Raw genomic sequence first — 11,394 nt, forward strand, 5'->3', positions numbered from 1 at the left:
CTACCCCGGATGCGCGACCGCCCGTAGCGTCGAGGGGATGAAGCGAAACCGGGAGCAGGACGAGGTGCCCTCGCCGTTGATCGGGTCGGTTCTCGCTCCGGTCATGCACCTGATGTCGCTGAATGTGCGCCGACGCGTCGCGGTCGTCCGCCCGGCGGATCGGTGGAGCCGACGCGCGCCACTCCTCGCACGGTTGCTGCGGCTCGAGCGGCCGACCGTGCTGGGCATCCAGGAGGTGCTCCCGGATCAGGCGGCGGACATTCGCGTCGCCCTGGGTGCCGGGTACGAAGGATTCGGCACGGGCCGGGATGCCGACCGCGGCGGCGAGCGATGCGAGATCCACGTCGATGCCGAACGGCTGCAGTTCATCGATCGCCGCGTGCACTGGCTCTCCGACCGACCGGACGTCGCGGGGTCTCGATCGTTCGGCAACCTCCTCCCCCGGGTCGCCGTGCACGCGGAACTCGAGGACCTCGCACTCGGGACAAGGTTCCACGTCATCGTCACGCATTTCGATCACCTCTCCGAGCGCTCGCGACGAAGGTCCGCTCGACTCGTCCACCGCATCGCCGCCGGACTCGATGAGCCGGTCATCGTCATGGGTGATTTCAATGGCGGACGTCGCTCGAAGGTCTTCGAGGAACTGTTCCGGGGGGATGTCCTCGTCGACTCGTGGGCGACGTCCGCCCGACGTCTGACCCCGGAGTGGGGAACGTATTCCGACTATCGCGCTCCCGTCGCGGGGGGCCCGCGGATCGACCGGATCCTGGTGTCGCCATCCGTTCGGGTCGAGGCTGCGGCGGTCAACGCGATCCGCTTCGACGGCTCGGCCGTCTCCGACCACGAGCCCGTGCACGCGCTCGTCCGATGTCCCGAACGTTCGCTGCCGGATGGCGGAATCGGCCGCGAGGTGCGGTCGTGAACAGCCTCGCGCAGACGTTCCTTCGACGCCCTGCGGGCGTGGTCGCCATCGCCGCCGACGGCGTCCGGCTGCTCGCGATCGCCAGTGTGCTCGTCGCCGGCATCGGATGGGGCGCGGTGCAGGCCAGCATCTTCATGCTGGCGCTGCTTGGAGCGCTCGCGCCGCGAGCGCTCGGAATCCGGCCGTCCGTCGACCTCGGCATCGTGCTGATCGCGCTCCTTGCCGCTTGGAGCAACATCTTCGACCTCTACACCGAGGTCTTCGGGTGGGACAAGCTGGTGCACGTCGCCCTGACCGCAGCCGTCACAGTGATCGTGATGGCGGCGGCGCAGCAGACGGGGTCGCTCCGGCCGACCTTCCACGGACCGACGGTCATCGCGCTGGCCACGGCGATCGGGCTCGCCCTCGGGAGCATCTGGGAGATGCTCGAGTGGGCCGGGTACACCTTCACCGACGCCGTCGTCTTCGTCGGCTACGACGACACCATCGGCGACCTGATGGCGGATGGCGTCGGCGGACTCATCGCCGGACTCCTCCTGCCGACCGCCACCGCCCGCGGCCGCGCGGGATCGGCGATCGTCGCGACGCAGCCATCCGAGCGCACCTCTGCCGGGGAACTTCGATGACCGCGCTCGAACCACGGGTCTCCTCGGCGTCGACGGGCGCGACGAGTGCGTCGGGTGCTGCAACGGAGTCGTCGGGTGCAACGGAGTCGGCGGCTTCGCGGCCGAAGCCGGTCTCGGTCAGCGTCGTCATCCCCGTGAGGGATGACGCCGAAGCGCTCGCGAACTGTCTCGCGGCGCTTCGTTCGCAATCCCTCGAGCCCCTCGAGGTGATCGTGGTCGACAACGACTCGACCGACGACACGAGCGAGGTCGCACGCCGATACGGCGCCCGGGTCGTCTTCGAGTCCTCACCGGGAATCGGCGTCGCGAGCGCGGCCGGATACGACGCCGCCAGGGGCGACATCATCGCCCGCCTCGACGCGGACTCGATCCCCTCGACGCACTGGGTGGCCACGATCGTCTCGACGTTCGACCGTCTCGAGAACGTGGCGGCCATCACCGGCCCCGCTCGCTTCACCGACGGCCCTCGATGGCTTCGATCGCCCGCGGCCGCGGTCTACCTCGGCTCCTATTTCGTGATCACCGCGACCGCGCTCGGCCACGTTCCCCTCTTCGGCTCCAACCTGGCGTTGCGACGGAGGGTGTGGCAGCTCGTCCGAGACGACGTGCACATCCACGATTCACTCACGCACGACGATCTGGACCTCTCATTCCACGTCGGGGTCTCGCACTCCGTCCGACTCGTCCGGGCACTGCGCACCGGCATCTCGATCCGGCCGCTCAGCGATGGCAAGGGCGGGCTCCGGTGGAGACGCGGACTGCACACCGTCGTACTGCACTGGCCGCACGACCTGCCATGGCTCCGCATTGCACGACGGGCGCTGCTCCGGGCGCGACGGCTCGTCGCACCGCGAGGCTGAGCCGCCGAACCCGACCCGATCCCGCGGCCTCTGGCCGCGGCTCAGTCCTCGGACCGAGCGATCCGCATGGTCGCCCCCGCCCTGGACGCGAACGCACTGGCGCTCTGGGAGATCGTACGGCGCATCGTCTCGACCGCGGTGGTCGGCGCGACATCGGCAGGTCTGGCGAGGCTGATCGTGCGCGAGAGCGCGGACCCGTCGGTCTTCGAAACGCCAGGCTTCGAAAGGCCAGGCTTCGAAGCGCCGGCCTCCGAAGCGCCGGCCGTCGACACCTCGAGCCGCACCGACCGCAGTCCGGGTCGGTCGATCAGCACCATCGCGGGCACGATCGCAACGCCGAGGTCCCGCTCGACGAAGCGGAGCACGGCATCCATCTCCGCACCCTCGAGCACCACGACGGGGGTGAGCCCGGCGGCGCGGAAGGCGGCATCCGTCGTGTTGCGGAGGTCGTAGCTCGAGCTGAACGCGATCTGCGGGAGGGCCGCCACCTCGCCGAGCGAGATGGTGTCGCGCGGTGAGACCGGTGGCGCACCGGCCGACGAGATCAGCACGAGCTCCTCGACGAGCAGGGGCGTCACCGTGAAGCGCTCGGTGGCCGCGGCATCCGACGTCGTGACGAGTGCGAGATCGAGTTCACCGCTCGCGAGTTCGTCGAGCAGCCGGCGCGACCCGTGCTCCGAGAGGTGCAGTTCGATCGCCGGGTGCTCGGCGTGGAATGCGCTCAGCACCTCGGCGACGAGGCTGATGCAGAGCGTGGGCGTGGCCCCGAGCCGCACCCGGCCGCGTTCCAGACCGGCGAGCTCGGCGAGTTCACGGCGCACCGACTCGGCGTCGGCGAGCATGCGGCGGGCGAGCGGCAGCAGCGACTCCCCCGCGACCGTGAGCGAGCTGCGTCCGCGGGAACGGTGGAACAGCTCGGCGCCGAGATCGTGCTCGAGCGCGGCGATCTGACGGCTCAGCGAGGGTTGCGCGAGGTAGCGCTCCTCGGCGGCCCGGGTGAAGTTGCCGAACCGGGCCACCTCGACGAAGCTGCGCAGCTGTTCGAGGTTCATATCGATAGCGTACGCGCATCGTTTTCATAATGTAGATGCATTGGAGTAATCGGATGCCGGTGCCTAGCGTTGCATCCATGACCACCCCGACGCCCTCGAAGACCTCGAACACTCCGGAACGACAGATCTCCACGACCGTGCTCGTCATCGGCACCGGCGGATCCGGCCTGCGCGCCGCCATCGAACTCGCGGAGGCGGGCGTCGACGTGCTCGCCCTCGGCAAGCGGCCCAAGTCCGACGCGCACACCTCGCTCGCAGCCGGCGGCATCAACGCCGCCCTCGCCACGATCGACGCCGACGACAGCTGGCAGCAGCACGCCGCCGACACGCTGAAGGAGAGTTACCTGCTCGCCGACCCGCGCACCGTCGTCACCGTCACCGAGGGCGCGGCGCGCGGCATCGACGACCTCGAGCGCTACGGCATGCCCTTCGCCCGTGAAGACGACGGCCGCATCTCGCAGCGCTTCTTCGGCGCGCACACCTACCGGCGCACGGCGTTCGCCGGCGACTACACGGGCCTCGAGATCCAGCGCACGCTCATCAACCGGGCCGCGCAGCTGCGCGTGCCGATCCTCGACACGGTCTACATCACGCGCATCCTCGTGAACGACGACGGCGCGGTGTTCGGCGCCTACGGCTTCGACGTCGAGGACGGCACGCGCTACCTCATCCACGCCGACGCGGTCATCCTCGCCGCGGGCGGCCACAACCGCATCTGGCGGCGCACCTCGTCGCGACGCGACGAGAACACCGGTGATTCCTGGCGCCTGGCCGTCGAGGCGGGTGGGCGGGTGCGCGACCCCGAACTCGTGCAGTTCCACCCCTCGGGCATCATCGAACCCGAGAACGCGGCCGGCACGCTCATCTCCGAAGCGGCCCGCGGCGAGGGCGGCATCCTCACCAACGGCCTCGGCGAGCGTTTCATGCACAAGTACGACCCCGAGCGGCTCGAGCTCTCGACCCGCGACCGCGTCGCCCTCGCCTGCTACACCGAGATCAAGGAAGGTCGCGGAACCCCCAACGGCGGAGTCTGGCTGGATGTCTCGCACCTGCCCCGCGAGACGATCATGCAGCGACTTCCCCGCGTATACCAGACCATGCTCGAGCTGCAGATGCTCGACATCACGAAGGAGCCGATCGAGATCGCGCCGACCGCGCACTACTCGATGGGCGGCGTCTGGGTGCGCCCGGAGGACCACGGCACCGACGTGCCCGGCCTCTATGCGATCGGTGAGGCGTCGTCGGGCCTGCACGGCGCGAACCGCCTCGGCGGGAACTCGCTGATCGAGCTGCTGGTCTTCGGGCGCATCGTCGGCCAGGCTGCGATCGACTATTCGCGCTCGCTCACCGCGCAGACGCGATCGGGCGCCGCGGTGCGGACCGCGCGAGACGAGATCTCGACGCTGCTCGCCGGCGACGGCACCGAGAACGTGCGGGCCCTGCAACGCGCCATCCGCAACACCATGACCGAGCACGCCGGCGTCGTCCGCGACGAGCAGGGCCTGCTGGCCGGCCTCGCCGAGCTCGACGCGATCGAGGCGCGCATTGCGGAGGTCGGTGTGCACCCCGACATCGCCGGCTACCAGGACCTGGCGCACGCCTTCGACCTCAAGTCCGCCGCGCTCGCCGCCCGCGCCACCCTCGAGGCCGCACTCGAGCGCCGCGAGACCCGCGGCTGCCACAACCGCAGCGACTTCCCCGAGACGGATGCCGCGCTCCAGGTGAACCTCGTCTGGTCGCCGTCCGCCGGGGTCACCCGCGAGGCGATCCCGCCGATCCCCGCCGAGATCGCGGCCCTCATGCGCGAGGAGGTCTCGGTGGCGGGCAAGCTCGTCGAGTAGTCGACGACGGACGGCGCCCGCGGGACGCCATACTGTTCTCGATCCGATCGCGAGCTACTCCGGCGCGCGTCGAGTTTGGAGATGATGTCTTGAAGAAGCGACTTGTCGCCGCGCTTGCAGCCTCCGCGCTGATGATCGCGCTCGGGAGCACGACGGCCGCACCCGCGTTCGCCGCGACGACCAGCACGATCACGGTCGAAGGCCTGCAATCGAAGTGCCTGCAGGTGCGAAAGGTCTACATCCAGGAGAAGTACACGGTCGGCCCGTGCGTGTACGCGGGGGTCCGCATCTACCCGAACGGCTCCAACCCGGTCTACACGTTCACAGCCAGGAGGTAGCGCCGAGAAGTCGAACCCCCCTGCGGCCCGAGCTGTGGGGGGGGTTCGTGTTCTCTCGGGCACGCCTCGGGAATGCGGCAGAGGAATGTCCCGACCGGACTCGGATCGAGTGAACACGACCGTCAGTCGCTCGTCCTGGCTCCGATCCAGGCCGCCCAGAGGCGGGCGTACGAACGGCCCGCAGCGACGAGCCCGGCATGGGTTCCCTGTTCGCAGATGCGACCGCGATCCATCACGACGATCCGGTCGGCTGAGGCCGCCTGGGAGAGCCGATGCGCGACGATGAGCGTCGTCCGCCCCTCGGCGAGCGACTGGTCGACCGAGCTCGCCGTGAACGAGAAGACGATCGCCCGCGCTTTCATCGCCGGCACCGGCATTCCGTTCCGACAGTGGCGGGTGCAGGCACGGATGCACGCAGCCGCGGGCCTGCTCGCGGCAGGCGACTCGGTGCAGGAAGTCGCGGCGCAGGTCGGATACCGGTCCGTCAGCAGCTTCATCGCCGCGTTCAAGGAACGCTACGACGTGACGCCCGCACGCTACGCGGCGCACGAGGTCGCCGCGCGCGGGCTGAGATCATCCGACCCTTCGGCGATCGGCGCGCACTGATGTCGAACGTCGACGACGTGTTACGCCCGCTCGAACACTGCCGCAAGCGCCTGGCCGCCGCCGATGCACATCGTCTCGAGGGCGAGGGTTCCGTCGAGGGCAGGCAGTTCGTGCGCGAGGGTCGCGAGCATCCGGATGCCGGTGGCCCCGATCGGGTGCCCGATCGAGATGCCGCTCCCCCGCGGGTTGAGGCGCGGGTCGTCGGCATCGAGGCCCCAGTCGGCGAGGCACGCGAGCACCTGCACGGCGAACGCCTCGTTCAGCTCGATCACGTCGAGATCGGCGAAACGGATGCCGGCGCGAGCGAGGGCCAGGTTCGCGGCAGGCACGGGCGCGACGCCGAAGCGCAGCGGGTCGTTGCCGGCTACGGCCCACGATACGAGCCGCAGCGTCGGGCGTAGCCCCAGCTCGGCGGCGCGCTCCGGTGTCGTGACGATGCAGGCGGCCGCGGCGTCGTTCTGTCCGCTCGCGTTGCCCGCGGTGACGGTCGCGTCGGGGTCGCTCCGCAGGAGGATGGGGCGCAGTGCGCCGAGCGCGTCGAGCGTGGTGTCGGCGCGCGGATGCTCGTCGCGGCCGACGATCACCGATTCGCGGCGCCCGGGCACCTCGACCGGCACGAGTTCCGCGTCGAACGCGCCCGACTGCTGCGCGGCCACGGCCCGTTCGTGCGAGCGCAGCGCGAGCGCGTCCTGTGCCTCGCGCGAGATGCCGTACTCGGCGCGCAGCCGTTCGGCAGATCCGACGTTGCCCTCCGGCGTCGGGAAACGGCGCCCGCCAACGGTCTCGCGCCCGCGCGAGAGGGCGTCGTGCAGCATCAGGCCCGCACCGCCGAATCCGCGTCGACCCTCGACGGTGTAGAGCGGCGCGTTCGACATCGACTCCGCGCCGAGGGCGACGACCACGTCTGCGACCCCGGTCTGCACCTCCATTGCCGCGTTCATCACGGCCTGCAGGCCCGATCCGCAGCGGCGGTCGAGCTGATAGCCGGTCGTCGTCACGGGGAAGCCGACGTTCAGGGCCGCCACGCGTCCGAAGGCGGGTGCCTCCATCGTCGGGTACCCCTGCGCGGCGATCACCCCGTCGACCGCTGCCGGGTCGAGTCCCGTGCGCTCGAGCAGGGCGCCGAGCACGGTCTCGGCGAGCGTCAGTGCCGAGATGCTCGCGAGCGCGCCGCCCATGCGTCCGACGGGCGTGCGCAACGGCGAGCAGATCACGACCTCGCGCAGGGCCGTCGCAGATCGTGCGGTCACAGGTCGGGCCCGAGGGTGAAGGGCGCGCCCGTGGCATCCGTCACCTGCTGGATCGTCACGGCAGGTGCGAGCTCGACGAGGACGAGTCCGTCGTCGGTGACGTCGAACACGGCCAGGTCGGTGATGATGCGATCTACGCACGAGCGACCGGTCAGGGGCAGGGTGCACTGGGGCACGATCTTGGGCGAGCCGTCTTTGGCGACGTGCTCCATGACGACGATCACGCGCTCGGCTCCGTTGACAAGATCCATGGCACCGCCCATTCCCTTCACCATCTTGCCGGGCACAGCCCAGTTCGCGATGTCGCCGCCGACGCTCACCTGCATGGCGCCGAGCACGGCGGTCGTGATGCGTCCGCCGCGGATCATCCCGAAGCTGGCCGCCGAGTCGAAGTAGCTCGCGCCGGGCAGCACGGTCACCGTCTCCTTGCCGGCGTTGATCAGCTTCGGGTCGGCCTCGCCCTCCCACGGGTACGGGCCGACGCCCAGGATGCCGTTCTCGGAGTGCAGCACGACCTCGACGTCGTCCGGCAGAAAGTTGGGGATGAGCGTCGGCAGTCCGATGCCGAGGTTCACGTACGAGCCGTCCTCGAGCTCGCGGGCGGCGCGGGCTGCCATCTCGTCGCGGGTGAGCGGCATCAGCGGGTCTCCTCGTCCTCAGTGGGAGCGGTTCCGGATGCCGCGGGCCGGGGCCGCACCGTGGTCTTCTCGATGGGCAGGTCGGCCGCCTGCTCGCGCGTGAGCACCACGACGCGGTCGACGTAGATGCCCGGCAGGTGGATGTCGTCGGGCCCGAGCACGCCCGGCTCGACGAGCTCGTCGACCTCGGCGATCGTCACCTTGCCGGCCATGCCCGCAAGGGGGTTGAAGTTACGGGTCGCCTTCTCGAACCGCAGGTTGCCGTGCCGGTCGCCGACCGCAGCCCGCACGAGCCCGAAGTCGGTGCGGATCGCATGCTCGAGCACGTACTCCCGGTTCTTCCCGAACGTCCCGAAGGGACGCAGCTCCTTCGGTTCGCTCGCCAGGGCGACCGAGCCGTCGGGGGCGTAGCGCAGCGGCATCCCGCCGTCTGAGACGACCGTGCCGGCGCCCGCTGCCGTGAAGAACGCGGGGATGCCGACTCCTCCGGCCCGGAGCCGCTCGGCGAGCGTGCCCTGCGGGGTCAGCTCGACCTCGATCTCTCCGCCGAGGTACTGGCGGCCGAACTCCTTGTTCTCGCCGATGTAACTCGCGATGACGCGGCGGATGCGGCCTCGTTCGAGGAGTTCGGCGAGCCCCCATCCGTCGACGCCGCAGTTGTTCGACACGACCTCGAGGTCGGTGGCGCCCTGCTCGGTGAGGGCGCGGATCGTCCAGATCGGCACGCCCGACAGGCCGAACCCGCCGACCGCGAGCGACGCGCCGTCGAAGATGTCCGCGACCGCCTCGGCGGCGCTGCTGACGGTCTTATCCATGTTTCGTGCGGTCCTCTCGGTGTGATGCGTGGGGGTGCGGTTCGGGTCGGTTCTCGGTCTCGGACGCGTCGAGCGACGCGAACACGTCGGTCATCGCCGCCAGGGCGCCGTTCGCGGCCGGCAGTCCTGCGTAGAGCGCGGTGTGCATGATGACCTCGGCGATGCGCTCGCGGCTCAGGCCGTTGCCGAGGGCGGCGCGCACGTGCATGCGCAGCTCCCCCTCGTGGCCGCCGGTGACGAGGCTCGCGAGGGTGGCGATCGACCGCTCCTGCCGGGTGAGCTGGGGGCGGTCCCAGATCTCGGCCCACGCGTAGCGGGTGATGAAGTCCTGGAACGCGACGGTCTCGGCCGTGATCGCGGCGTTCGCGCGGTCGACGTGGGCGTCGCCGAGCACGCTGCGGCGCACCGACAGGCCGTGGTCGTGCACGACGGATGCCGCGGCGTGCCGTTCCGCGCGCTCGATGTGCTCGGCGATGAGGGCGGCCGCTGCGGCCGGTTCTTCGAGCACCGCGAGGTGCGAGGCGCCATCGAGCGCGACGTGGCGTCCACCCGGCACGTCGTCGATGAGGTCCTGCATCGACGCGGGTGTGGTGACCTGGTCATGCTCGCCGCTGATCGCGAGGGCGGGCACGGTGAGTGCGGCGAGCGACGCGGTGCGGTCGAAGGCGCCGAGCGCCTCGGCGCATCGGGCGTACGACTCGTCGTCGATGTCGATCAGTGTGCCGAGGGTGCGGGCGCCGGGCCCGCCGGCATCGCGTTCGAGGAAGCCGGGGGCGAACCAGCGTGACGCGCTGCCGGTCACGAGCGACGCGGTCCCGCTCGCACGGACCGACGCGGCGCGTTCGGCCCAGCTCCCGGCCGTGCCGATGCGGGAGCCGCTGCAACTCATCACGAGGCTGCGCACACGGTCGGGATGCGCGGCCGCGAGCTCGAGCGCGATCGCGCCGCCGAGCGAGACGCCCGCGACGTGGAAGGCGCCACCGCCCGCCTCGTCGACGACGGCGAGCACCGCGTCGGCGAGGTCGGCGATCGTGAACGGGTCGGATGCCGCGGCGCTGGCGCCGTGCCCGGGCAGGTCGATGCGCAGGATGCGCAGGCCCGCCGTGCGCGGGTCAACGCGCAGCGCGGCGACGACGCCGTCCCACAGCGCCGACGTGGTGCCGAGCGACGGCAGCAGCGCGAGGAGCGGATTGGACGCGCCCGGCGCCGTGGCCGGAGCGAACGAACCTCGCAGGCGTGGAACGGTCATGGGCGCGTGCTCCCTTCGGAGGCGGTGACGAAGCGAGCGATTGCCCGGTCGACGATCCGCTCGGATGCCGCGATCAGCGCAGCACGCTCGGGGCGCTCGCCGGTCGCACCGGAGGACGCCAGGATCTGTTCGGCGCGATCGCGAGCGAACTCGAGACCCGCGAAGAGTCGGACCGTGGCGTTCGACGCCGACCGGGCGAGGCGCACGAGTCTCCGATGCGAGGCCCACTCCGCGTGCCACCGACCCACGGATCGTTCATCGCCCGCGATCGCAGCGGACGCGATGATCTGCAGCAGTCCCGGTGCCTCGACAGCCGCCGCGGTGATCGCCACGGCGTCGACCGGATTGCGCTTGTGCGGCATGGCCGACGAGCCGCCGCCGCCGGAGACGCGAACTTCCCCGAGCTCCTCGCGCGAGAGGAGGGTCACGTCGCCCGCGATGCGGCCGAGGGCCGCCACGACCGCTGCCGTCGCGGAGGCGATCGCGAGCACCGGCGTGCGCTCGGCATGCCAGGCACGACCCGGGTCGGCGAGTCCGAGCTCGGCCGCCAGCCCGGCACGTACGGTGTCGGCCGCGCCCGGGCGCCCCGCCGCGACATCCGCCGCCGTGCCGGTGCCCACCGCGCCGCCGAACTGCACGGGGAACGTGAGGGCGTCGATCGCGTCGACCGCCGAGGCGAGGCCGTCGAGCCAGCCCGCGGCGAGCACGCCGAGGGTGCTCGCCTCGCCGTGGCGAGCGATCGTGCGGCCGATGCGCGGGCTCCGCCGTTCGGCGTCGGCGAGTGCGGCGAGGCGCCCACCCGCCTCGACGAGCGAGGCGCGGGTCGCCTGCAGGGCGTCACGCGAGATGAGCATCAGGGCGGTGTCGAGCACGTCCTGGCTGGTCGCCCCGAGATGGAGGCGATCGGCCGGAAGCCCTGCACGCTCGAGCTGTGCCCGCAGCGCCGGCACGAGTGCGACGAGCGGAACTGCGTCGCGGGCCACGCCCTCGACGAGCGCGGTTCGGTCGAGCGACGCGGCGTCGAGCGCATCGGCCTGCGCGTCGAGGAACTCGTCGAGTTCGCTCCCCCACACCCGCAGCAGCGCTCGTTCGACGTCGACCATCGCCGTGAGCACCGCGTCGTCGTCGGTGCCCGTGGGGTCGGTCGCCCCGGGCTCCAGCAGTCCCCAGTCCGTCATCGCCGCGTCTCCATTGCGG

General features: G+C 71.1%; 13 protein-coding genes. 6 read left to right on the forward strand and 7 right to left on the reverse strand.

Annotated features, from left to right (window positions below; translation table 11 throughout):
* Positions 1 to 112: 112 nt before the first annotated feature.
* Genes ATC03_RS20980 through ATC03_RS10660 form a run of 3 tightly spaced genes read left to right on the forward strand, consistent with a single transcriptional unit; the run spans position 113 to position 2,408 of the window.
* Complete coding sequence (locus tag ATC03_RS20980; protein WP_227820291.1) at positions 113 to 922, forward strand: endonuclease/exonuclease/phosphatase family protein; 810 nt, start codon at positions 113 to 115, stop codon at positions 920 to 922.
* Positions 919 to 1,548 (forward strand): DUF2238 domain-containing protein, encoded by a 630-nt coding sequence (locus ATC03_RS10655; protein ID WP_067876671.1) that lies wholly within the window; start codon positions 919 to 921, stop codon positions 1,546 to 1,548. The genes ATC03_RS20980 and ATC03_RS10655 overlap by 4 nt, the downstream gene beginning before the upstream one ends.
* Positions 1,545 to 2,408: a glycosyltransferase family 2 protein gene (locus ATC03_RS10660; protein ID WP_084003431.1), complete on the forward strand. Its 864-nt coding sequence runs from the start codon at positions 1,545 to 1,547 to the stop codon at positions 2,406 to 2,408. The genes ATC03_RS10655 and ATC03_RS10660 overlap by 4 nt, the downstream gene beginning before the upstream one ends.
* Positions 2,409 to 2,449: 41 nt before the next feature.
* Here ATC03_RS10660 and ATC03_RS10665 read toward each other — a convergent pair whose 3' ends face one another.
* On the reverse strand, positions 2,450 to 3,460 hold the full coding sequence (locus tag ATC03_RS10665) for a LysR family transcriptional regulator (protein WP_067876673.1): 1,011 nt from the start codon (positions 3,458 to 3,460) through the stop codon (positions 2,450 to 2,452).
* Positions 3,461 to 3,537: 77 nt separating this feature from the next.
* Between ATC03_RS10665 and ATC03_RS10670 the strand changes: the two genes are divergently transcribed.
* The gene (locus ATC03_RS10670; RefSeq protein WP_152030922.1) at positions 3,538 to 5,301 is read left to right on the forward strand and encodes an L-aspartate oxidase; all 1,764 of its coding nucleotides are present in this window, start codon (positions 3,538 to 3,540) and stop codon (positions 5,299 to 5,301) included.
* 89 nt (positions 5,302 to 5,390) lie between these two features.
* Entirely contained in the window at positions 5,391 to 5,639 is a 249-nt protein-coding gene (locus tag ATC03_RS10675; RefSeq protein WP_152030923.1) for a hypothetical protein, read from the forward strand.
* A 122-nt stretch (positions 5,640 to 5,761) separates the two neighbouring features.
* Here the strand turns inward: ATC03_RS10675 and ATC03_RS20580 are convergent, their stop codons facing one another.
* Positions 5,762 to 6,001, reverse strand: coding sequence for a hypothetical protein (locus ATC03_RS20580; protein WP_067876679.1), 240 nt, complete (start codon positions 5,999 to 6,001; stop codon positions 5,762 to 5,764).
* Here ATC03_RS20580 and ATC03_RS20585 point away from each other — a divergent pair.
* Positions 5,970 to 6,245 carry a helix-turn-helix domain-containing protein gene (locus tag ATC03_RS20585; RefSeq protein WP_067876682.1) on the forward strand — a complete coding sequence of 92 codons (276 nt, stop codon included), beginning with the start codon at positions 5,970 to 5,972 and terminating at the stop codon, positions 6,243 to 6,245. The two genes, ATC03_RS20580 and ATC03_RS20585, sit on opposite strands and share 32 nt — an antisense overlap.
* Before the next feature lie 20 nt (positions 6,246 to 6,265).
* Here the strand turns inward: ATC03_RS20585 and ATC03_RS10690 are convergent, their stop codons facing one another.
* From ATC03_RS10690 to ATC03_RS10710, 5 genes are read right to left on the reverse strand one after another with little or no spacing between them, the layout of a single operon-like run.
* A complete protein-coding gene (locus tag ATC03_RS10690; RefSeq protein ID WP_227820065.1) occupies positions 6,266 to 7,495 on the reverse strand; it encodes an acetyl-CoA C-acetyltransferase in 1,230 nt (409 codons plus the stop codon).
* Positions 7,492 to 8,133 carry a CoA transferase subunit B gene (locus ATC03_RS10695; RefSeq protein ID WP_067876685.1) on the reverse strand — a complete coding sequence of 214 codons (642 nt, stop codon included), beginning with the start codon at positions 8,131 to 8,133 and terminating at the stop codon, positions 7,492 to 7,494. Before ATC03_RS10695 ends, ATC03_RS10690 begins: the two co-directional genes overlap by 4 nt.
* Positions 8,133 to 8,948 (reverse strand): CoA transferase subunit A, encoded by an 816-nt coding sequence (locus tag ATC03_RS10700; RefSeq protein WP_067876689.1) that lies wholly within the window; start codon positions 8,946 to 8,948, stop codon positions 8,133 to 8,135. Before ATC03_RS10700 ends, ATC03_RS10695 begins: the two co-directional genes overlap by 1 nt.
* Positions 8,941 to 10,197, reverse strand: a complete 1,257-nt coding sequence (pcaDC, locus tag ATC03_RS10705) for a bifunctional 3-oxoadipate enol-lactonase/4-carboxymuconolactone decarboxylase PcaDC (RefSeq protein WP_067876693.1) — start codon at positions 10,195 to 10,197, stop codon at positions 8,941 to 8,943. Before pcaDC ends, ATC03_RS10700 begins: the two co-directional genes overlap by 8 nt.
* On the reverse strand, positions 10,194 to 11,375 hold the full coding sequence (locus tag ATC03_RS10710) for a lyase family protein (RefSeq protein WP_067876695.1): 1,182 nt from the start codon (positions 11,373 to 11,375) through the stop codon (positions 10,194 to 10,196). The genes pcaDC and ATC03_RS10710 overlap by 4 nt, the downstream gene beginning before the upstream one ends.
* Positions 11,376 to 11,394 lie beyond the last annotated feature (19 nt).

Origin of the sequence: Agromyces aureus, from assembly GCF_001660485.1 — a bacterium.
GTDB lineage: Bacteria > Actinomycetota > Actinomycetes > Actinomycetales > Microbacteriaceae > Agromyces > Agromyces aureus.

Coding starts and splice junctions, on each gene's coding strand:
- ATC03_RS20980 (WP_227820291.1), top strand. CDS start 113: ATGTCGCTGAATGTGCGCCGACGCGTCGCGGTCGTCCGCCCGGCGGAT.
- ATC03_RS10660 (WP_084003431.1), top strand. CDS start 1,545: ATGACCGCGCTCGAACCACGGGTCTCCTCGGCGTCGACGGGCGCGACG.
- ATC03_RS10665 (WP_067876673.1), bottom strand. CDS start 3,460: ATGAACCTCGAACAGCTGCGCAGCTTCGTCGAGGTGGCCCGGTTCGGC.
- ATC03_RS10670 (WP_152030922.1), top strand. CDS start 3,538: ATGACCACCCCGACGCCCTCGAAGACCTCGAACACTCCGGAACGACAG.
- ATC03_RS20580 (WP_067876679.1), bottom strand. CDS start 6,001: ATGAAAGCGCGGGCGATCGTCTTCTCGTTCACGGCGAGCTCGGTCGAC.
- ATC03_RS10695 (WP_067876685.1), bottom strand. CDS start 8,133: ATGCCGCTCACCCGCGACGAGATGGCAGCCCGCGCCGCCCGCGAGCTC.
- ATC03_RS10700 (WP_067876689.1), bottom strand. CDS start 8,948: ATGGATAAGACCGTCAGCAGCGCCGCCGAGGCGGTCGCGGACATCTTC.
- pcaDC (WP_067876693.1), bottom strand. CDS start 10,197: ATGACCGTTCCACGCCTGCGAGGTTCGTTCGCTCCGGCCACGGCGCCG.
- ATC03_RS10710 (WP_067876695.1), bottom strand. CDS start 11,375: ATGACGGACTGGGGACTGCTGGAGCCCGGGGCGACCGACCCCACGGGC.